This window comes from Halomonas sp. BDJS001, assembly GCF_026104355.1.
Taxonomy (GTDB): Bacteria; Pseudomonadota; Gammaproteobacteria; order Pseudomonadales; family Halomonadaceae; genus Vreelandella.
Genome location: NZ_CP110535.1, coordinates 1,574,216 through 1,596,779 on the forward strand (window position 1 = coordinate 1,574,216; position 22,564 = coordinate 1,596,779).

Sequence of the window (22,564 nt, forward strand, 5' to 3'; positions counted from 1 at the left end):
GCGCGCGGTAACGAAGAAGGCGAGCTTAGCGAGCGTTCGTAGGCACCCGCGAAAGGCGTCGGAACGACGCCCAATAGCACAAAGCCAAAACCCCGGCACCGTCCCACGCTGACACCAAACGACTTACGCCTCACACCTCACGATTCACCACTAACGGTTTACCAATGCTCGACATCATTCACCACGGCGGAGCCACTGGCGTAACGGGGAGCTGCCACCAACTGCTACTCAATCGTCACGAATCGCTACTGGTGGATTGTGGCCTCTTCCAAGGGGAAGACGCCGCGGAAGACAGCTTCGAGCAGCTACAAATTGAATTCGATATCAGTACCGTTAAGGCGCTCGTCATTACCCACGTCCATATTGACCACGTGGGCAGGCTGCCTTACCTACTGGCCGCAGGTTTCACCGGCCCGATTATCTGCTCAATCCCCACGGCCAAGCTACTTCCCCTGGTGATTGAGGACGCGCTAAAGGTCGGCTTCACCCGCAACGGCCAACTGATCGAGCGCTTTCAAGCGCAGCTCGAAAAGCAAATTGTGAGCGTGCCCTATGGCAAATGGCACAACATAGGTAGGGCAAGCGACGTAAGCGATCACAACGGCGCAAGCACCGGCACCACACGGGTAAAACTAAAACGGGCAGGGCACATTCTCGGTTCCAGCTACGTTGAAGTAAGCTACCAGGATGTACATACCGGCGAAAAAGAGCGAATCGTCTTCTCCGGCGACTTAGGCGCCCCCTACGCACCGCTATTACCTGCGCCAAAGTCGCCCTACGGCTGCGACCAACTGGTACTCGAAAGCACCTATGGCAACCGCACTCATCCAGACCGTCGCCAGCGCCGCGCCACCCTAAAAGCCGCTATAGAGCAAGCACTCGCTAACGGTGGCACGGTGATGGTGCCTGCGTTTAGCATTGGCCGCACCCAAGAGCTGCTCTACGAGCTAGAAACCATTATTCACCACGCGCGCTCACCACAGTGGCAGTCACTGGAAATCATTGTCGACTCACCGCTAGCCGCCCGTTTTACAAAGGTTTTCCGCGAGCTAAAACCCTATTGGGATAAAGAAGCGCAAGGGCGCCTGCGCAGTGGCCGCCACCCGCTCAACTTTGCCAATCTCTACACCGTAGATAGCCACGCAGAGCATGAACAAACCGTTGAGTACCTAGCCAAAACAGGCCGCCCAGCAGTAGTCATTGCCGCCAGCGGCATGTGTGCAGGCGGGCGAATCATGAACTATCTCAAAGCCATGCTGGGTGATGAACGTCACCAAGTACTGTTCGTAGGCTACCAAGGGGCAGGCACCCCAGGGCGGGATATACAGCAATACGGCCCCCTGGGCGGCTGGGTAGCCATCGACGGTGAACGGTTTGATATAAAAGCAGGCGTAACCTCCATCAGCGGTTACTCCGCCCACGCCGACCAAAAAGACCTACTCAACTTCGTAAAGCGCATGCGTCGCTGGCCCCACACCATTCGCCTGGTTCACGGCGAACAAACCGCCCGCGCAGCGCTCAAAGCTGAACTTGAAAGCCTCTATAAACGCAAAGGCAGAAGTGTAACGGTAAGGAGTTAGCTGATAGCAGTGAGGTGTTCCCCCTCACAAGCGAAGCGCTAACCCCTTACCCTTCACCAAAAAACCAATGATTGAAATCAAAAACCTCTACAAACGCTACCACAACCACCACGGCAGCGACTGGGTGCTAAAAGACATCAACCTCACCATCCCCAAAGGGGTAAGTGTCGGTTTGATTGGTGCTAACGGCGCGGGTAAATCCACACTGCTGCGTTTAATCGCCGGTATGGATTCACCTGAGCGTGGTGAAGTGATTCGTCACAGCCGGGTTTCCTGGCCCGTTGGGCTAGCAGGGGGCATGCAAAATAGTATGACTGGGCGCCAGAACGCCAAATTTGTCGCTAGGGTGCAAGGCTCCACCCCCCAGGAAGTTCAGCGGGTTATTCAATTTGTAGAAGAGTTTGCAGAAATTGGTGAGGCATTTGATGAACCGGTGCGCACATACTCTTCCGGTATGCGTTCACGTATATCCTTTGGACTATCACTCGCCTTCGATTTTGATATCTATATATCCGATGAAGCCACGGCGGTGGGTGACAGAGCTTTTAAAGAAAAGGCCAAAGCGTTATTCCAATCTAAAGTGGGTGAAGCCTCGTTAATTATGGTCTCCCACTCAGAAGGTATCTTAAAAGATTTATGCTCCGCTGGTCTTTACCTGAATGAAGGCACCGCTCATTGGTACGATAATATCAACGATGCCATTAAGGCCTATCACGACGATATAGATACGCATAAAGCTGTTTCAACGGTGGCAAAAGCTAAGCAACCGGAGCCAGTGTCGAAGATTGACCCCAACCTTCCACAAGACATAGCCGGTGCTGAAAAGCACCTTCAGCAATGCCGCGTTAAATTAAAAGAAGCAAAGCGATCTCTTGATGTCGCCAAAACAGAAAAACTGCTGCCGCTATATCTAGACCAAATAACGAAAGATATACCTAAAAGAGAACGCCAGGTTACGCATGCGATTCAGCATCTAGACGCGCTAAAGCAAGCGTCCTCGCAGGTGGAAATGTAATAAATGATGAAACAAAGGACTTATCAGTGATGCAGCAAAAAACATTTTTAATTACCGGCGGGGCAGGATTTATCGGTTCAGCGGTAGTGCGTGAGCTTATTCAAAACTCAGCTCACCGCGTGGTAAACGTAGACAAGCTGACCTACGCAGGCAATTTGGAATCCCTGGCAAGTGTTGAAACCAGTGAACGCTACACCTTTGCCCAGGCCGATATTTGCGATGCAGCCGCCATGCAGCAACTGTTCGAACAGCACCAGCCTGATGTAGTCATGCACCTAGCAGCAGAGAGCCATGTAGACCGCTCTATTGACGGCCCAGCAGAGTTTATCCAAACCAATGTGGTTGGTACCGCTGTGCTTCTAGAAGCCGCCCGTAGCTATTGGAACAGCTTGGAAGGTGAGCGTCGCGATGCTTTTCGATTCCACCACATCAGTACAGACGAAGTGTATGGCGATCTAGAAGGCACGGATGACTTGTTCACCGAAGAAACCTCCTACGCGCCCAGCTCGCCGTATTCGGCCAGTAAAGCCAGCTCTGATCATTTAGTGCGCGCCTGGCAGCGTACTTATGGCATGCCTACGCTGGTGACCAACTGCTCCAACAACTACGGCCCGTTCCATTTCCCAGAAAAGCTCATCCCGTTGATGATTCTCAACGCCCTAGCCGGTAAAGCACTCCCGGTTTACGGCGACGGCCAGCAGATCCGCGACTGGCTGTATGTAGAAGACCACGCCCGCGCCTTGATCAAAGTCGCCACACAAGGGCAGGTAGGCGAGACCTACAATATCGGCGGGCATAATGAGCAAACGAACCTGCACGTGGTGGAAACCATCTGTGAGATTCTGGATGATTTAGCGCCGAGTGAGGAGTTAGGAGTGAGGGAACCCTCCTCACCCCTCACAAGCCCGCAGGGCGCTCACCCTTCTCAAGCGAAGCGCTCTCACAAAGATTTAATCACCTTCGTCACCGACCGCCCTGGCCATGATGTGCGCTATGCCATCGACGCCAGCAAAATCGAACGCGAGCTAGGCTGGGTTCCAGAAGAAACCTTTGAAACCGGCCTGCGTAAAACAGTGCAGTGGTACCTCGCCAATGAAACCTGGTGGAAACGCGTCCAAGACGGCAGCTACCAAGGCCAACGGCTAGGTAATGTGTGAGGAGTAAGCGCTTCGCTTGTTAGTAGTAAGGGGAAGAGTTGTGAGAAAGCATCAGCAACTGCGGGTATGGCAAGAAGCGATGGATCTCGTTGTTACTGTTTACTCAATGACCTCAGCCTTTCCATCAGTTGAACGATATGGACTTGCTAGCCAAATGCAACGTGCCGCTGTATCTGTACCAAGCAATATAGCCGAAGGCGCTGCTCGTGGTAGTAAACCCGACTTTTTAAGATTTTTGCACATAGCACGTGGTTCGCTCAGTGAGCTTGAAACTCAGTGCCAAATTGCCCAACGCTTAGGGTATATGGATGATATTTCAACACTGGAACTAGCGATCAATTCTGTATTTTCACAGCTAGGCGGACTGATCAAGCATTTAAAGGCTTCACTATGACATCTGAACACGCACACCTCACACCTCACGCTTCACCCCTCACTATCTTCATCACTGGATCAAACGGGCAAGTCGGCTTTGAGCTCCAGCGTCAGTTTGCCCTGTTCGGCAATGTGTTAGCACCTACACGGCATGAACTTGATTTAACAGATGCCCAAGCAGTGGATGCCTACTTGGCTGAGCACAAGCCAAGCCTCATCCTCAACGCCGCCGCCTACACGGCAGTTGATAAAGCCGAAAGCGAGCCAGCCCAAGCCAAACGCCTCAATGCCGAGCTACCAGCACAGTTAGCCGAGTATGCCGCCAAGCACAATATTCCGTTGGTGCACTACTCAACCGACTACGTCTACCCAGGTGATGGTGAGACTCCCTGGCAGGAAGAGAGCCCAACGGAGCCACACAGCGTGTACGGCCAAACCAAGCTGGAAGGCGACCAAGCGGTTACCCAAAGCGGCTGCCAGAACCTGATTTTTCGCACCAGCTGGGTATACGCTGCACGCGGCAACAACTTTATGAAAACGATGCTGCGTCTGGGCCGCGAGCGTGAAACACTCAGCATCGTCAACGACCAAATAGGCGCGCCCACCCCAGCCCGCCTAATCGCCCAGGCCACCGCGCTAGCGTTTACGCCTCACCCCTCACAATTTACCCCTCACGCTTCACCCCTTACGCCTCACATCCCCACAGGCATCTACCACCTGGCGCCAAGAGGGGAAACAAGCTGGCACGGGTTCGCATGCGAAATTTTTGAGCAGGCTCGCGAAGCCGGTGAAGCACTGGCGATTAAACCCCAAGGCGCAGCGGGCATTCCCACCGCTGAGTATCCGACTCCCGCAAAGCGGCCTCTAAACTCACGAATGAACCTGAGTAAACTTGAAGCCGCGCTGGGTGTCACACTACCGTCTTGGCAAAACCAGTTGGGCCTAACCCTTAAAGAATACCTCGAAAACACTTAAGCCACGGAAGACACGGACACCACGGAAATAAGCAATAGTGTGTTTTACCTTTATCCATGTTTTCAGTGAGTGTCCGTAGCAATCAACCTACAGAGGAGGTCACCATGAGCCAAAATACCCAGCGTAAAGGCATCATCCTAGCCGGAGGATCAGGCACTCGCTTACACCCCATCACCCGCGGTGTCTCCAAGCAGCTGCTGCCTGTCTATGACAAGCCGATGATCTATTACCCGGTTTCTGTGCTAATGCTGGCCGGTATTCGCGAGATTCTAATCATCTCGACACCTGAAGACCTGCCGCAGTATAAAAACTTGCTAGGTAACGGCGACGACTTTGGCGTTCAGTTTGAATACGCCGAACAGCCAAGCCCTGATGGCTTGGCTCAAGCCTTTATCATCGGTGAAGAGTTCATTGGCGACAGCCCCGTTTGCTTAGTGCTGGGCGACAATATTTACCATGGTCAACACTTTTCCGAGCAGTTAAAACGCGCTAGCCAACACGCTACAGGAGCCAGCGTATTTGGCTACCTGGTTAAAGACCCAGAGCGCTTTGGCGTTGTAGAATTTGATGAGAGCGGCAAAGCCATCTCTATCGAAGAGAAACCGAAGAAGCCAAAATCGGCTTACGCGGTAACAGGACTCTATTTTTACGACAATGACGTTGTCGAAATTGCTAAGCAGGTCAAGCCTTCTGAGCGTGGCGAGCTGGAAATTACCAGTGTGAATAACGCCTACCTGGAGCGCGGCGACCTGCGTGTTGAGCGCTTGGGTCGCGGATTTGCCTGGCTGGATACCGGCACCCACGACAGCCTGCTAGAAGCCAGCCAATACGTGCAAACCATAGAGCATCGCCAAGGCCTGAAGATCGCCTGTCTGGAAGAGATTGCCTGGCAGCATGGTTGGATCAGCGATGAGCGCCTAAGTGAGCTAGCCAAACCGCTTGCCAAGACTCAATACGGCCAGTACCTCCAGCGCTTACTCAAGCAGAAGTCGCAAAAGTAAAAAGATTGCCACGGAAGAGCCCTAGGTATGCCACGAACTCTCACGGAAAGCACTGACGAAAACCAAAGATGTAGGTTTTACCCTTATTCGTGTTTTCAGTGAGTGTCCGTGGCTATCTTTTGCTTCTGGCTAGGCAACCCATATCACCTTGAATGACCGAACATATCCGGAGTTAACACATTATGCCGTTGGTAATTTATTTAGGTCTGCACGCAATCACGCGTGAGCCAGCGTTGTTATTGCCATCAGAGCAAAAGCAAATAACCTTAGCGACGCTTAAAGTAAATGATACAGCGGCCCTTCGCGATAAACCTGATAGCGGGCAGCAGAAAGGCAAGCATGTTGCAAAAAATAATCCCCCTGTGCTGTTTCTTGAAAGTCTCTCGGAAGATGCTACCGGTACTATTAAGCAATGGCTTCAACAAGAAACAACACAACACATTACGCTGGTATGGCTTCAGCCAGTGCCCTATATAGCCGCTAAGCTAGCGGAGGGGGAGGATACAGAAAGCACGCTTCAGGCATGGCAGCAAATGGCGAATGCCACACTTAACTTATTCCGTCAGCATCGCCGGCAAATAACACTTATTGGAGCAGATATTGGGGGGGCACCTCCCCAGCATGACAAAGCATCACTGCTAACACTACCGCCAGCAAAACATGCACCGATATTTACCTTAGCGGCCAGTCAGCTATTAGCGGCTAGCAGTGCCATGCAAGAAAACGCTGACCACCTTTCCGCCAGTAGCATCGCTGTTTACCCTCAAACCGAGGAAGTGGTAGATCAAGTAATCAATACGCTGCGTGATCATCAGAAAACCAGCCAGCAGAATAATGATCTTAAACAACAGCTTGGTGATGAAAAAGAAGCCCACCAGAAAGCTCAGCAGCAAGTAGCTGCACAGAGCCAAGAACTTATTAGCGTCAAAGAAGAAAACGACCTGGTTATCGCTGAACTACACCGTGTTCAAGAGCTATTAGAAAGCAAGCTCATAGAACGAGAAGAGCTAGTGAAACAGCGCGATGACCTAAGAAATCACTACGAAATTGCGATAAAGCAGCGGGACAGCGCGCTACAGCAACTCGAACAACGGTTTACGCAACTGCAGCAGCTTCACCTTGAACTCAAAAAATATCAAGCTGAGCAAAAAAATCTTACTTCTCGAATCGATCGCTACCAAACACAGCTCAACGTGCAGAAAGAAGAGTTTCAGCAAGCGTTGCAAGAACAAAGCACATGGCTAACGTGGGTTCGGTGTAATGCTGCTCACTATTCTGCGGCAACCTACAAGCATAGCCGTTCGCACCGTAAGACACTGAAGCAACAGGCTGCGTTGGTGCAAGCCAGCCAGCACTTCGATAAACAGTGGTACCTAGAGCAGTACCCTGATATTGCCAAAAGTACGATGGATCCAGTGGAACATTACCTGAAGTTTGGGGTATTGGAAGCTCGCAATCCAAGCCCGAATTTTGATACCAAGTTTTACATTACCCGAAACCCCGATATTGCTGAGAGCGGCTATCAACCCCTGCTGCACTATATACAGCATGGTCAAATGGAACATCGTCAAACCAGGCTAGAGCAGCTACAGCTACCTTCACCTCAGCAACCGTCCGAAGAAGCTTCGAACGGTGAAAATGCACAAGCATCTCAGGAGACTAGGTAATGCCTGAAGCCAACACTCCCATACTTGTGCACATTGGCTCTATTAGAGACGAGAGCTTACACATTATGCAAACAGCCGCGTTGCCAACGTTTATCGCAACGCTTGAAAATGCAGCTGGCAAGGTAGAAACGCTAAAAAGGAACGTACCCAAGCTTTTTGTGGCAGAACACCCTATTACCCCCCAGGGTGATGATGCAGTTCTATATGAGTATAGCCTTTCCGAATTTAACAGTTTGACCCCCGTTAGTGGCTTAAAAAAGCTATACCCAGGGCTAGTTGAAAAGCACCACCGCACGGTGGAAACGCACACGCTTGAAGCCGCGTTGAAGGCACATAAACTAAATGCTGCGCCAATCGCTCAATTGATCATTGAGCAGCCGGAAAGCGCCCAAGCGTTGGTACAAGCACTGGAAGCAAAAGGGCAGTTGCACTCGCTAACAAAGCTATGGGTACGTACCAGCCCAGAAAGTTTATACACAGGCATGCCGAAGCAATCTGAGCTGATAGTCACCTGTGAACAGCTAGGCTTTGAGATCGTTAACACTCAAGCGGATGATCCAGATTTTGTGCTAGTAGAGCTCAAACGTAACCCGCTCTATAGCGAGTATAAGCAGCTCCAAGAAAAGGTCACAAAGCTAAACCAGCGGGAAAAAGAGCAGACCGCCGCCAACGAAAAAGCCCAAGCTGAGATTACCCAGCTCAAGCAAGCCCACGAAAAGCTTGAAAAGCAACATGCTGAACAGCTAAAAAAAGCACGCGATGAACACGCCGCGGCAAAAGAAAAGGCCCAAGCTGAAACCAATCAGCTTAAGCAAGAGCGCGAAAAGTTAACCAAGCAGCAGGAAACACTTCGTGAACAGTTGCGCGAACAGCGGCAAAGCAACGAAACATTAGAAACTGAGATGCAAGCAACGCAAGAACGCCAGACTAAGCTGGCCATTGAGCTAGAGCGCGCAGAGGCCCAGCTGGATCTCATCAAAGACTTATTATTGAAAGACAAGCTGCTACAGCGATAACCCCGCAGCAGAAAAATCAGACCTTTTAAACACATTTTCATAAGTGCCAAATACCATGAATTACGAAAAACTCTCTATTCCCGATGTTGTACTGCTGACACCGAAAGTATTCGGTGACGAGCGTGGTTTCTTTATGGAAACCTTTCGCCAAAGCGAGTTTGAAGAACACTGTGGTAACTACCAGTTTGTGCAAGACAACCACAGCAAATCCAAGCAGGGAATCTTGCGTGGCCTGCACTACCAGCACGCCAAGCCCCAAGGTAAGTTGGTGCGCGTTACCCAAGGCGAAGTCTTCGATGTAGCCGTAGACCTACGCGAAGAAAGCCCAACCTTTGGTAAATGGGTAGGGGTGCACCTAAGCGAGGATAACAAGCAACTACTTTGGGTACCGCCGGGATTTGCCCATGGCTTTTACGTCATCAGTGCAGAAGCGGAGTTTCAATACAAATGCACCGACTACTACAACCCAGGCGATGAGTATTCGCTGCTGTGGAACGATGCAACTCTTAATATTGATTGGCCGCTAGTGGATGGTGAGGCACCTCAGCTTTCAGGCAAGGATGAGAAAGGGCAGGCGCAGGTATGGAACAATTGTCTGAAATTTAAAAATTGATACCAAAATGAGCTTCTTTAAAGCACCTTGGAAATGAGAACAACAAGGTGCTTTGACAGCAAGCAAAAACGAAAAATTTTTAGCAATCGTTTTTGTTAAAAGAGTGAACAAGATCAGGGCGCACTATTTTATTAAATTTTTCACAGAAAAATTCGTAATCTATACCTTTCAAGATAGGAGTTAATTTTTTAAAAAGATAAGCTGTATCTTTTGTCAGCCTGGGGTAGCGAATCAAAGTCACTGGTATGTCGGCATTAGAAATCGCCAACATGAGTTTGTATACTTGCATCGAAAGAATTTGTTCTTGTACGCCTGGGTCGCTTGATTTTGTATGCCACAGGCCTCCATATCTTGAGCCTGCTTCGGTGACAACACGTCTGCTTTGTGCTGCAGCATTTAATTCTCTAATAGGTATAAATATATGCTCTATCGCGATGTCTTTACGGTGAATAATGTCTTTTGCGATATCACAAAACCAAGGGCTCTTGACAATAAAAGGACTGTTTTCTTTTCTGATGTCATGCTCTAGTCCCGCTCGTCCAGTCTGGTCTTTCATCTGTGTCACTGATTCGGCGCTGAAGCCTGTATCGAGTCCAAGGTGTGTTAATAGTTCAACTAAAAAGGTAGTTCCAGTTCTGCCTGTTCCTGTTATTACCACGTGTTGTCTTGAGGGCATGCTTTTCTCCTTGGTGCTAATGCTTTGTATGATGGTTAAGTTTTTAGCGTGGTGTACCTTGCAATGTCAAAGCATTTTTCTTTCGCTGCACAACTGGGCCAATCTGAATGGTAAGGTTGATACAAAGACTTATTTTTAACCAAGCTGACTGCTCTGGTGTAGTGACTCATTGTATAGCTAACGTGATACATAAAGAAATATTACCTAATTTGCACATGCAATAGCCTAATGGCTGTCCACAAATTCTAATAAGACTAAATAAATAAAGATGAAGAGTAACATGCTATTACCATTAATGCCCCAAGATACACCTGAGAATGAACAGTTACAGTTAGCGAAAACACTGTGGGTAGAAGGCGATTGGGCGGCACTAATCGCACTTGCAAATGATATTGACGATGACGCCGATAACACCCAGCTTAAAATTTACCTAGCAGCTGCCTATGCTCAACTTGGCGACTGCGCAAATGCCTTGGCATCTTGGCAACTGGTTGAGCAGAGAGAGGGTGAGGATAGAGTTGAACGGTTATGGCGCTATCGGTTATTACTTTCAGGTGTTCATAATAGCCTAGCGCGAGCTAGAGCCGTGAATGGGGAGTTACAAAAGGGTCAAGAGCATTGGAATACTTCGCTAGATCTGGTCATTTATGGCCCGCAGCAACGTTTAGTCACCCAGGTTCGCGCCAAACAGCAACTCAAGCAACTAGGCCTACCTGAAAGCTGGGCGGTGAAGTCGTTTGAGAAGGACGATATACAGCATAACGTACCCTACGGGCTTTTAGCTGAGCTTCATGAGCAGTGTCCAAACGATCCAGCAATCTTAATTGGCTTAGCAGAAAGCGTGCAGCGTCAAGGCTTGTTTGATGAAGCTATCCGGCATTGGCAAACCCTTGCCTCCATTTTGCAAGAAAATATGCCCCAAACCTATTACGACAGGTTGGATGAAGCTTATCAAAATCAAAAAAGCTTTCCACAAGGTACAGCTGAAGAAGAACGCTTAATTGGTGATGGAGACAAACATGAGTTCCTTAAAAGGCTGCATCAAAAATTAAAACCCAATTTGTATCTAGAAATTGGCGTGCAAACAGGAAAAAGCCTGTTGTTAGCGGAGTGTCAAGCAATTGGTGTAGACCCTATGCCAAGACCAAATATTAAGCTGCAAAAAACCATACGTTACTACGCATGACCAGTGATGAATTTTTTAAAAATAATGCCCATCACTACTTAACAAAATCCCCAGATTTGGCATTTATTGATGGTATGCATTTGTTTGAGTACGCATTGAGAGATTTTATTAATGTCGAACAATTTTCAAGTTCAAACACAGTAGTAGTGATTGATGATGTTTTTCCTGGTCATCCAGCACAGGCGGAGCGTGAGCGGCGTACTCGGGCTTGGACAGGTGATATTTGGAAGCTCATTGAAATATTCGAAAAGTATAGGCCTGATTTAAGCATTGCTAAAATTAATATATACCCTACAGGTTTGCTAGTTATATCAAACTTGGATTCAAGCAATAAAGAATTAGAGTATAATTACACGGAATTAGTGAAATTGTGGTCAAGCAAAGAGCTAGATGCTAAGTGGGTAATGCGTGCGGATACTATAGGTGCTGAAGAGTTTTTAAATTGATATTGAGATTTTAATCATAGGGATTGGTGAATTAAATGAATCTAAGTAATAAACTGCATACTAGTGATCAGGAGTTGGTTGCTACTGCTAATAGACTGTTGCGTGAAAAAAAATATGACGAAGCAGTTGTTTTATATCGACAAGCTATAAAGCAGCATCCAGCTTTGGAAAGTTCTTTAAATTTTAATATTTTAATGGCTCAGAATAAAAAACGAAATGTTAAAAATCAGGTTTCGAAAGCCCCTGGTGAAAACAATGTCAATAAGCCAATATTGAAATGCAAGTATAATGTTAAGATAGAAAAAAAAGATGAAAGTGTTGTTTCAGGTTGGGCTGTAAATGAAGAAGACAAAAAAGAAGTATTCGATATCAAGGTTGATGTAAATGGTTTTAATTACTGTACAGTTCAAAATGGCATAAAACGGCTAGACTTAAAAAAACATAGAAAAAGTGAAGGATTAGGTGGTTTTTTAATAAAATTTCCTAAAGGGATTTTCGATAAAGACTCTAATCAGGTGATTTTAAAATTGCCTTCTGGAAGAAAAATAGAGTGCTTTGTTAATAGAAGTGAAAGAAAAGTAACTAATTTCGGTGATTACAATAACGCTGCATCCCCAGTAAGTATCATTGTTCCTATTTATAACGCGTTGGAAGATTTGAAAGTTTGTGTGGATAGACTTCGGTTGTATACAGATGAAAGTGTCTGTGTGTATTTGATTAATGATGCTAGCCCAGATGAAAATATAAATATTTTTTTAGAAACTTTAAAATACGATAATCAATTTGTTGTAGTTAATAATACGCAAAATATGGGTTTCACAAGGACAGTCAATAAAGGGCTTGACCTTTGTAAGAATGATGATGTTGTGATACTTAACTCTGATGCTAGGGTTACTCCTTTTTGGTTAGAAAGTATTCTTTTTGCCGCTAATACGGATAGCAATATAGCAACGGTCACTCCTATGTCTGATAGGGCTGGCGCTTTTTCCGCTCCGAATATTGGAAATGATAACAAGTTGCCATTGGGTGTCTCTGAAATTGAGTACTCCAAAGCTTTTAGGCGGCGCTCTATTGGGCTATATCCGACAGTACCTACAGGAAATGGGTTCTGTATGTATATTCGCCGTTCTTGTATAAATCAGGTAGGAAACCTTGATGAAAAAGCTTTTCCAAAAGGTTATGGGGAAGAGAATGATTTTTGTATGCGTGCAAGAAAACACGGGTGGCGTAATATTATAGATGATAGAACATATGTATTTCATGATAGGTCAAAGAGTTTTGGTGAATCAAAAAATGACTTGATGATAGCCGGAAGGAAAATAATTGATAATCGTTATCCAGATTATAAAAAAGCGATATCCGTCTTCACACAAGATCTAAAAATTAAGCTTGCACGTTTTCAAGCCAAAAAAGCAATTTATGATTGTCAACACGAGGTGATAAAAGATAGGTGCCTATTTGTAGTTTCAACTAAAACCGGAGGTACTCCTCAGACAAATAGAGATTTAATGCTGGCTTTAAATGATTCAATAGAACCATGGTTGTTGCATTGTGATAGTGAATTTTTAACGCTTTATAAAGTTGGAAAAGTTGATGACGAGGTTGTTTTGCGTCATGAGCTGTCAGAACCTGTTGATCCTCTGACTCATACTTCCCATGAGTATGATCGAGTGGTTTACAATTGGCTATTTGAATTCGGGTTTTCGATAGTACATATAAGACATCTAGTATGGCATTCATTGGGTTTGACTAAGATTGCTAAGTTAGCAGGAGCTAAGGTAGTTAAATCTTTTCATGATTACTATGCGCTGTGTCCAACAGTAAAGCTATTAGATAACGACTTGTTTTTTTGTGAGGGCGATTGCTCTAAGTCTCAAGCAAAGCAAGATTGTAGCTTCCCTTTGTGGGAAAGCGGTGCCCTTCCTCCCTTAAAAGGTGCGTGGATACACAACTGGCGCGAAAATTTTTCAAACGCATTGCAATATGTAGATGCATTTGTTACAACATCCGAACATGCTAAAAATATATTTTTAGATAATTTTAAATGTATTGACTCTAATAGGTTCAAGGTTATCAAACATGGAAGAGATTTTGAAAAGTTTGTTAATCCTAAGCAAGAAATTATAGCTAAAAATAGATACAAAATTCTAATCCCAGGTAATATAGATGAAGCTAAAGGGCTTAACGTTATTCTGTCTCTTTTAGAGAGAGATAAAGATGAGCTTTTAGAATTCCATGTTTTAGGCAATGCTCGTCAAACTTTATTGCAAAATGCAAGCGAAAGACTAGTGTTTCATGGGAAGTATGAGAGAGACGAATTTGCAGAGCATGTGGCTAAAATAAAACCAGATGTAGGCGCAGTTTTTCCATTTGGGATGAGACATGGTGCCATACATTAACTGAGTTGTTTTCAGTAGGCCTCCCCGTGTTTGTTTTGGATTATCCAACCGTTGGCGACAGAGTCAAGGAGTACAACGCTGGATGGGTTCTAAAAAACAAGGAAACTGAATTATTATATGAAGAAATTAAAGTTTCTCTAAATACAGACTTGAATAACAAGCTGTCAGGTGTCAAAGACTGGCAAGAAAAAGAGGGCAAGTTTAGAGATATAAGATGGATGGCTGCTCAATATCATGCTCTTTATCAGAGTTTGTTTAACAAGATAGATTTGGGACAAACTGTTTTGACTGATCGCATAGTTGGTGTGGTTTGCCCAAGTGATCGAAAGCAGGTGCGCGGCAATGGTTCGACTTATGTGAGAGTATGGGAACGAACGGTAAATGACTTGAGTAATGATGTAACATATTGCCGAATGTCTTCTGACCAGCTAATAGCAGGCTTAGAAGTCGGAGATATTAAAAAATTAATTATACAAAGAAATGCTTTAACTCCAGCAGGCGTAGATGCCTTAATTAATTCTTCGAAGAGAGGTGATGTAAAGTACTTGCTGGACTTGGATGATGATCTTTTAAATGTGCCAGACAGTATCGATACTAAGTCAATTTATAAAAATTATAAATCTCATCTTGAAAAGCTAATAATGAATGCAAATATCGTAACTGTTTCAACAAACGAGCTAAAAGACTCGCTAAGTAAGTATACAGATAAAGTTTATACATTGGAAAATAAAATAAGTGAACGCTTATGGAGAGGAGAGGAAAACGTACATACAAAAAATAATGTCGTGGTGTATGTCGGCACACGCACACATAAAGAGGACTACAATTTCATTTTGCCGTATATTGAGGAAGTTGCAAAATTAATTCCTGATTTTACCTTTCGTGTTATAGGTGTGTTAGACAGTAAAATTACGATACCTAGTTGGGTTCAGAGGGTAGATGTGCCAGTGGACAAAGTCGACTATCCTGATTTTGTTGACTGGGTTAAAACCCAAGTACAAGACGCTGTGGCCGGAGTTGCTCCACTTATTGAAAATGAATTTAATAATCATAAGTCATATTTGAAAGTGTTAGAATATTCTTCCTTAGGGTTGCCTGTTGTCGCTTCTGACACTATACCTTATAGAAAACTTAAAGCGAATATAAAAGGTTTGGTATATGCCAATAATGCTATAAAAAGTGATTGGGTTAATGCGCTTGTTTCGTACATTGAGGATAAGCCTTATTCCATAGAGTGTGGTGAGGTTAATAAACAAACAGTTTTTGAGTATTTTTCTTTAGCAAGTGAAATAAAATCCTTTGCTGAACTGTTAAACACAAACTAGATTTTTTAAATGCTACGCTTGTTTATTTTTATTGTTTAGTTGTTGACGATAATTGCTTTCTCAATTTTTTGTTAATTTGGGTTGTAATATGCCCACAAATCTAAGGCCTTGTATGCTTTAAATTGCTTGCGAAAGTTTTGATCTGAATATGGGATAAATTTTACATTAAAGGTGTCTTTATGAAAGTGAATAAGCCAAACTTTTTAATCGTTGGAACTCAGAAAGGTGGTTCAACATGGCTTTATGATTGTCTTAAAAAACACAAGCAAGTTTTTCTACCTGAAAAAGTTGAGCTGCTATTTTTTAATAAAAGAAATTGGCGTGATGAAAATGAAATTTCTAGCTATCTCTCTAATTTTAAAGAGGCAGCTGACCGACATGTTGTCATTGGTGAAAAAACACCATCATATTTTTGGTCTGTAGATTCTTCTTCTCGATTTTGTAAGCCTGGTGTTAATCATAATGAATTTATAGCCAAGTCTGCAGTTGAGTTTTGCGGAAAAGATCTTAAAGTTATTTATTCTCTTCGGCACCCTGTTTGGCGAGCTGTATCCGCTTTTTTTCACCATGCCAAGCGCGACAGAATTGCACCAAATGCTTCTATCAGCGAATATTATGAACGCTTTGGTATAGTGGACTTGGGTTTTTATTCTAGGCATATTAATTCATGGGTTTCTGAACTTTCTTCAGATAACTGCCTGGGATTGATAATGGAGCGCGATATAATTAGTGATCCCTTGACAGGTATAAAAAAAGCGGAAAATTTTTTAGGTTTATATCAAGATGAAAGTATTGTTAATGCTGCAGCTTCTAATAAGGGCAGCAGTAGAAGATATGATAATCATAAGATATCATTGAATATAGATAAGTCTCCTTATGTTACTGCAAATGAGCTTTGTGAGTTATTAGAGTTTTATAGAGAAGATATGGATGAGGTGAGAGAACTTATGAAAGATTCTCTTCCTGAGTGGCAGTCTATTGATAACTCAATTCAAAATTTTTATTTGGAATCAAAAAAGAAGACTAGTTATTCACTTAAAAATATAGGGTTGGTAAGCAATAATGCAAAAATGAAGGAAGAAGGAATTCTTTTTTCTGAAGGTGCATTCAAGAGGGCGGGTAAAGATTGTTCTTTCTTCCCTCCATCTAAAGTAGGTGATTCTACTTTAGTGCGAGATGTGAAATTGGGCGAGTTTTCTTATTTAGTTGATGGGTATTTTTATTCAGTTGATATAGGTCGATACTGTTCTATTGCCCGAAATGTAAATATAGGTCAAGGTAATCATGTGACCAGTTGGGTTTCAACGCACCCATTCCAATACGGTGAAGATATTTTTGGCTATTGGAATAATGATTCGTTATCAAAATCTTTTTCTAGTCTTAAGGTTAACCGAAAAAAAGCTTTAGAAGATATTAGAACAGTTAGAACAGTCATAGGTAATGATGTTTGGATAGGTAATGGTGTTTTTGTATCGAAAGGAGTTAACATTGGAACTGGTGCTGTAATTGGAGCTAGCTCCGTAGTTACTAAAGACGTGCCTCCATATGCTATAGTAGCTGGAGTCCCTGCCAGAGTGATAAGATATCGCTTTTCTGAAAATTTAATTGAAAAACTTCTGGCATCAGAATGGTGGATGTATGCTCCTTGGCAGATTGATCACTTAGATTTTACTTGTCCAGAAACTTTCTTAGAAGAATTTGAAAAGCTAAGGGCATCTAGCACTATTTTGCCGTATATAACACCTGTTATAAAAAAATTAAGGGGAATTGATTTTATGGATCCGGTTTTAAGTAGTCAAGTTGTTGTGCTAGGCCCACCTCGCTCTGGTACCTCTGCTGTCGCTGGAGTGTTAATAATATTAGGCGTTAATATGGGTGTTGTAAATCAAAGTAATCATGAAGATCCAAGAATGAATTATAATAGAAATGCTTTAAAAAATATAAAGGAGGTTGTTGCCAATAGATCTAAGTCTGAGTCTGGCTCAATATGGGGTTGGAAAGAGCCTACTACTCATAGATATATAGAGCAAGTTTATAAGATGATGGAAAATCCTAAGGTAATAATTTCATCAAGAAGTCCAGTTAAGTGCGCCGAAAGCAAGTTGAAGAGAAATCCAGCTGCCCCTGATGATTATGAAACTGATCTGTCTTTGTCATTAGCAATATCTAAAATGTACTCTGATATTTTTGGTGTCGTAAAAAAAATTGGTCTGCCATATTTAATTATTGATAGCGATGAGTTGATTAAAAAACCTGAAGAGACTTCAGTAAGTATAGCTTCTTTTTTAGGGCTGAAAATAGACAAACATAAAATTGAATGATAAATAACTTTTTGGCGCCTGGAGGATATAAATCTATACCATCTGAATTAGGTAAGTTTTAAGATGAAAATAGCAATTGCCGGCACAGGCTACGTAGGCCTTTCCAACGCAATGCTGTTGGCTCAGCACCATAAAGTGGTTGCGGTGGATATCGTGCCTGAAAAGGTAGCGATGCTGAATGATCGCCGCTCGACCATTGAGGATGCCGATATTTCAGCTTTCTTATTGCGTGATGACTTACGGTTTCATGCTACGTTGGATGCAGAGGCTGCGTACCGCGATGCCGATTATGTAATTATTGCCACACCCACAGACTATGACCCTGAAACGAACTACTTTAACACCACCAGTGTTGAGGAAGTGATCAAACAGGTTATGCAGGTAAATCCTGACGCGGTGATGGTGATTAAATCTACCGTGCCTGTTGGCTATACCGTGGAGGTCAGCAAGCGGCTAGGAACTCAAAACGTTATATTTTCCCCGGAGTTTTTGCGGGAAGGTAAAGCGCTGCACGACAACCTTTATCCTTCACGCATCATTGTTGGAGAACGCTCTGAGCGCGCAGCCACGTTCGCCGAGCTGTTAAAACAAGGAGCTATTAAGCAGGACATTGAGGTGCTACTCACTAATAGCACCGAAGCAGAAGCCATAAAGCTATTCGCCAATACTTACCTGGCGATGCGCGTTGCCTACTTTAACGAGCTGGATAGCTACGCGGAAACCCACGGGTTGAATACCAAGCAAATCATCGAAGGGGTAGGGTTAGACCCCCGCATTGGTAGTCACTATAACAACCCCAGCTTTGGTTACGGTGGCTATTGCCTGCCGAAAGATACCAAGCAGCTGTTGGCTAACTACCAAGATGTGCCTAGCAATATGGTTCAAGCCATTGTGGATGCCAACCGAACCCGTAAGGATTTTATTGCCGAATCCGTGTTACGCCGTAAACCAAAGGTGGTCGGCGTATACCGTTTAATTATGAAGACCGGTTCCGATAACTTCCGTGCCAGCGCCATGCAGGGCGTAATGAAGCGTATCAAGGCTAAGGGCGTAGAAGTGGTCGTGTATGAGCCAGTGCTGAAAGAAGATACCTTCTTTGGCTCTCGAGTGATGCGTGATCTAGCGGCCTTCAAGGCAGAGTGTGGTGTAATACTCGCCAACCGCATGGTCGATGAACTGAAAGATGTTGCTGATAACGTATATACCCGTGATCTGTTTGGTAGCGATTGAGCGGTGGCCTGAAGCCCCTATTTCAATGGTGCTTTGCTACATGAATGTTGTGTTCTTTCCAGGCAGCTCCGTTTTTTTATCTCTTGGTGTTGAGTCGTTCTATGAGTGTGTTGCAGGAAGCGAATAACGCTTTCCAGGCGGAAGATTACACCAAAGCGTTGCGGCTCTACAGGGCAGTGCTTGCGGAAAATCCTGAGTTGAGTGACAGCGAGCTAACCAAGGTCGCTCAGTTCAATATGGCTGTTGCCCAGCGTCGTATTCACGCGCCGCCTGCTGCCTCTAAAAAAGGCGTGGGAACCTCTCTAGCTATTGCCGATAACGACAGAGTGCAGGGAAATATTGATGCCACCAACGGCGGTTATGTATCAGGTTGGTATGTTGATAAATCCAGCATTGGCAAAGTATTTGATTGTTATGTGTACCTTGATAATGAGCTTTATTTAACGATCAAAAATGATAGGCCGCGCCCAGACCTGAAGCAGGCCGGTTACTCAGAAGGGCTAGGTGGGTTCAGCTTTCAAATAGCCCCCGCCTTGTTAACTGTTAGTACAACACTAAGCCTGCGTTTTGAAAATGGCGTGCGCTTTGATGATGTTGCTATTGGTGAAAGGTTGGGGCCATCTCTTCCTAATCATCGATTCCCGCAAGGGGATCATGCCCCTGTTAGTGTCATTGTGCCTATATTTAACGCACTTGATGATGTGAAGTGCTGCGTTGAACGGTTACTGCAATATACCCGACCCAGTGTTGAGGTGCTGCTGATTAATGATGCCAGCACAGATCCCGGCGTTCGTCATTTTTTGGACTCTGTATCGCTACCCGCTCATTATCATGTTCACCATAATACGGATAATTTGGGATACACACGTACCATTAATCGCGGTATTGAGTTAGCCGGTGAGCGTGATGTTATTTTGCTCAACTCGGATGCCCGTGTGACTCCCAGGTGGGTAGAGGGGTTGCAGAGAGCCGTTGCCAGCGACCCGTTAATTGCGACTGTGACACCTATGTCCGATCGTGCGGGTGCATTTTCAGCCCCCACGATCGGTAATGATAATCCGCTACCTGCTGGAACCTCAGAAGCTGATTATGCCGTCGCGTTTCGTCGGCACTCGCTAGGGTTGTACCCTTCGGTACCTACGGGAAATGGCTTTTGTCTCTATATTCGCCGCGCGGTGTTATCGTTGCTGGGCGCTTTTGATGCGGAAGCGTTTCCCCGTGGTTACGGTGAAGAGAACGATTTCTGTATGCGTGCCAGGGCTGCTGGTTGGCTTAATGTGATTGATGACCGAACCTATGTTTTCCATGAGCGTAACCAAAGTTTTGGTGAGCAAAAAATAGCCTTGATGGATGCTGGGCGTGCGGTGATTGATCAACGCTATCCTGATTATTCCCTGGCGATTTCGGTATTTTCGCAAAGCCCGAGTATTTTGGCAGCAAGGTACTTAGCCCGAAAGGCGTTGTCTGCGGTTGAGCAGCACGACCCTGTTGTTCCTCGTGTGTTGTTTGTTATTTCTACCTTAACCGGAGGAACCCCACAAACTAATCGTGATTTAATGCGTGCGCTAGGTTCAAACATTGAGCCTTGGCTGCTTCATTGTGATTCGCAAACAATGCGGCTTTATCGTGTGGCGGCGTTTGGCCCTGATACCCTCGTTCATCAACACATGCTTTCAGAGCCTGTAGAGCCATTGACTCACGTGTCGCATGAGTACGACCGAGTAATTCAGCGCTGGTTGGCAGCGTATGATTTTGCGGTTATGCATATCCGCCATCTGGCGTGGCACTCACTCAATTTACCACGCCTGGCGCAAGTCGAGGGTGTGAGAGTAATTAAGTCGTTTCACGATTTTTACGCGGCTTGCCCCACCGTGAAGCTACTTGATGAAAATAACGTTTATTGTGCCGGGCAGTGCACTAACACTAAGGGCACTTGCCAACCGGAGCTATGGCAGGCGGCTGGCCAGCAGCCGGTGTTGCCTGCCTTGAAACATCACTGGGTGTACCATTGGCGAGAGCAGTTTGTTGAAAAAGTAGTCCCTTACTGTGATCAATTTGTGACAACCCATGCCAGTGTGAAAGAGACGCTACTGCCGCTTTTAAAGTTACCGGCTGAGAATTTCCATATCATTCCTCACGGCCGGGATTTTTCGCGTTTTTATCAATTGGCAGCGCCTTACCAGCAGGGCGAAGCCCTCAGAATTTTAGTGTTAGGCCATATTAATGAGGCAAAAGGCAGCCAGCTAATTCAACAGCTAGCGGATCAGGATAGAGGCCAATCACTGCATTTCCATATATTGGGAGATACCGAGCTTGCTGAGCAGCCTGGCATTACTCTTCATGGTAGTTACCAGCGCGATGAACTTGCCGCACTAGTCGCTGATATTAACCCCCATGCAGGTGCGGTGATTTCGATCTGGAACGAGACCTGGAGCCATACGCTAACAGAGCTCTGGGCGCTCGGCTTGCCAGTTCTCGTCAGTGATTTTCCCACTCTGCAAGACCGTGTTGCAGTCTCCGGCGCGGGATGGGTGGTTGATATGCATACGCTGCAGCACTCAAATAGATTGTATGATTTGGTGGTGTCCCAGCTGCAAGAAAAGCTGCTGCTAATACCCGAGGTGCAACGTCAAATGCAAGAAACGGGCACCACGCGTCATATGGCGGCGAAGTATCAAAAACTCTATTTTGCAAGTACTTCGATTGAAAGTACTGCGATTGAAAGTACTTCGATCAACCTGATACCTGAATAGACACATTTCTACTTTCGATATACTAGAGAAGGGCACTTAAATGTCTGAGCATATTGCTTTTTTAAAACAACAAGTTGAAAGCTGTAAAGCACAGTTGGAAAGAGATGAGCAAGCACTGGCCGAGCTACAGGCGCGCCAAGGCTCTTTAGCTGAGTCAATGGGGAAGCTACGGCAGACCTTAGAGGCGCTAGAGGGTAAAATGACGGGCCAGACAGCTCAAGATGGGCCTTCGGTACAGAGCACTGCGGGTGATAGTTCAAACGAACAGGCTTTTAAAGACGCGTTAATTAGTGAAGAGCCGTACCCCGAGCAGCGTTTGGCAGGTTTTGTGCCGCTAAAAGTATTATCGGAAGAGCGCGAGCGTTTAGTAGGCCATATTCAAACGGTACGTGATTCTGAGTTTTTTGATGCCCAGTGGTATCTGGAAACTTATCCAGACATCAAAGACAGCGGTTATGCTGAAGATCCGGCCATGCATTACCTTCTGTTTGGTGGCTTTGAAGGCCGACACCCAGGCCCGCTGTTCAACTCAGTAGCGTATTACCTTGAATCCCCCGATGTGTATCAGAATCAGATGAATCCGCTTGTCCACTATTCACTTTTCGGTAGAAATGAAGGTCGTAAAGTGTTTCCACTATAAACCCGCTATCAAGCCCCCTTTAAACGACCGCTGCTGATAGTAGTATGCAAAAAATAATTTAAAATTAGGATTTCATTAGAGGCGGTTAGATAAAGGAATTTTTTACGCTGTTTGGCGTCAGTGTACCCATGTGCAAGCGATGGAGTGCGGTTAACTGTATGTGCAGGTAACAAAGCAGTACGGGTAATA

Annotated in this window: 18 protein-coding genes; 17 read left to right on the top strand and 1 reads right to left on the bottom strand. The window is 45.3% G+C overall.

The genetic code is table 11. The features are described from left to right. The first annotated feature begins 164 nt into the window (after positions 1–164). The 9 genes from OM794_RS07140 to rfbC all read left to right on the top strand — a co-directional run bounded on the left by OM794_RS07140 (position 165) and on the right by rfbC (position 9,399). Entirely contained in the window at positions 165–1,580 is a 1,416-nt protein-coding gene (locus OM794_RS07140; protein ID WP_226251124.1) for an MBL fold metallo-hydrolase RNA specificity domain-containing protein, read from the top strand. A gap of 67 nt (positions 1,581–1,647) precedes the next feature. After that, on the top strand, positions 1,648–2,595 hold the full coding sequence (locus OM794_RS07145) for an ABC transporter ATP-binding protein (RefSeq protein ID WP_226251125.1): 948 nt from the start codon (positions 1,648–1,650) through the stop codon (positions 2,593–2,595). Between the two features lie 29 nt (positions 2,596–2,624). After that, positions 2,625–3,752: a dTDP-glucose 4,6-dehydratase gene (rfbB, locus tag OM794_RS07150; protein ID WP_226251126.1), complete on the top strand. Its 1,128-nt coding sequence runs from the start codon at positions 2,625–2,627 to the stop codon at positions 3,750–3,752. 40 nt (positions 3,753–3,792) lie between these two features. Continuing rightward, a complete protein-coding gene (locus tag OM794_RS07155; RefSeq protein WP_226251127.1) occupies positions 3,793–4,146 on the top strand; it encodes a four helix bundle protein in 354 nt (117 codons plus the stop codon). Continuing rightward, a complete protein-coding gene (rfbD, locus tag OM794_RS07160) occupies positions 4,143–5,102 on the top strand; it encodes a dTDP-4-dehydrorhamnose reductase (RefSeq protein ID WP_226251128.1) in 960 nt (319 codons plus the stop codon). Before OM794_RS07155 ends, rfbD begins: the two co-directional genes overlap by 4 nt. A 104-nt stretch (positions 5,103–5,206) precedes the next feature. Then, positions 5,207–6,103, top strand: coding sequence for a glucose-1-phosphate thymidylyltransferase RfbA (gene rfbA / locus OM794_RS07165; RefSeq protein WP_226251129.1), 897 nt, complete (start codon positions 5,207–5,209; stop codon positions 6,101–6,103). Positions 6,104–6,285: 182 nt separating this feature from the next. Next, entirely contained in the window at positions 6,286–7,770 is a 1,485-nt protein-coding gene (locus tag OM794_RS07170; protein ID WP_226251130.1) for a hypothetical protein, read from the top strand. Continuing rightward, the gene (locus OM794_RS07175) at positions 7,770–8,786 is read left to right on the top strand and encodes a hypothetical protein (protein ID WP_226251131.1); all 1,017 of its coding nucleotides are present in this window, start codon (positions 7,770–7,772) and stop codon (positions 8,784–8,786) included. The genes OM794_RS07170 and OM794_RS07175 overlap by 1 nt, the downstream gene beginning before the upstream one ends. Before the next feature lie 55 nt (positions 8,787–8,841). Beyond that, on the top strand, positions 8,842–9,399 hold the full coding sequence (gene rfbC / locus OM794_RS07180; RefSeq protein ID WP_226251132.1) for a dTDP-4-dehydrorhamnose 3,5-epimerase: 558 nt from the start codon (positions 8,842–8,844) through the stop codon (positions 9,397–9,399). Between the two features lie 79 nt (positions 9,400–9,478). On the opposite strand, the gene OM794_RS07185 is transcribed toward rfbC, so the two are convergent. After that, positions 9,479–10,075: a hypothetical protein gene (locus OM794_RS07185; protein ID WP_226251133.1), complete on the bottom strand. Its 597-nt coding sequence runs from the start codon at positions 10,073–10,075 to the stop codon at positions 9,479–9,481. Between the two features lie 280 nt (positions 10,076–10,355). Here OM794_RS07185 and OM794_RS07190 point away from each other — a divergent pair, with 280 nt between their 5' ends. The 8 genes from OM794_RS07190 (at position 10,356) to OM794_RS07230 (ending at position 22,375) form a co-directional block, all read left to right on the top strand. After that, positions 10,356–11,261 carry a tetratricopeptide repeat protein gene (locus OM794_RS07190; protein WP_265154406.1) on the top strand — a complete coding sequence of 302 codons (906 nt, stop codon included), beginning with the start codon at positions 10,356–10,358 and terminating at the stop codon, positions 11,259–11,261. Continuing rightward, positions 11,258–11,707, top strand: coding sequence for a class I SAM-dependent methyltransferase (locus OM794_RS07195; RefSeq protein ID WP_265154407.1), 450 nt, complete (start codon positions 11,258–11,260; stop codon positions 11,705–11,707). Before OM794_RS07190 ends, OM794_RS07195 begins: the two co-directional genes overlap by 4 nt. A gap of 35 nt (positions 11,708–11,742) precedes the next feature. After that, the gene (locus OM794_RS07200) at positions 11,743–14,106 is read left to right on the top strand and encodes a glycosyltransferase (protein ID WP_265154408.1); all 2,364 of its coding nucleotides are present in this window, start codon (positions 11,743–11,745) and stop codon (positions 14,104–14,106) included. A gap of 26 nt (positions 14,107–14,132) precedes the next feature. Next, on the top strand, positions 14,133–15,431 hold the full coding sequence (locus OM794_RS07205) for a glycosyltransferase (protein WP_265154409.1): 1,299 nt from the start codon (positions 14,133–14,135) through the stop codon (positions 15,429–15,431). 179 nt (positions 15,432–15,610) lie between these two features. Next, entirely contained in the window at positions 15,611–17,752 is a 2,142-nt protein-coding gene (locus OM794_RS23255; RefSeq protein ID WP_320442902.1) for a sulfotransferase domain-containing protein, read from the top strand. A 63-nt stretch (positions 17,753–17,815) separates the two neighbouring features. Continuing rightward, positions 17,816–18,982, top strand: coding sequence for a nucleotide sugar dehydrogenase (locus tag OM794_RS07220; protein ID WP_226251137.1), 1,167 nt, complete (start codon positions 17,816–17,818; stop codon positions 18,980–18,982). A 236-nt stretch (positions 18,983–19,218) separates the two neighbouring features. After that, positions 19,219–21,735 carry a glycosyltransferase gene (locus OM794_RS07225; RefSeq protein WP_226251138.1) on the top strand — a complete coding sequence of 839 codons (2,517 nt, stop codon included), beginning with the start codon at positions 19,219–19,221 and terminating at the stop codon, positions 21,733–21,735. Between the two features lie 40 nt (positions 21,736–21,775). After that, on the top strand, positions 21,776–22,375 hold the full coding sequence (locus OM794_RS07230) for a hypothetical protein (protein ID WP_226251139.1): 600 nt from the start codon (positions 21,776–21,778) through the stop codon (positions 22,373–22,375). Positions 22,376–22,564: the final 189 nt, after the last annotated feature.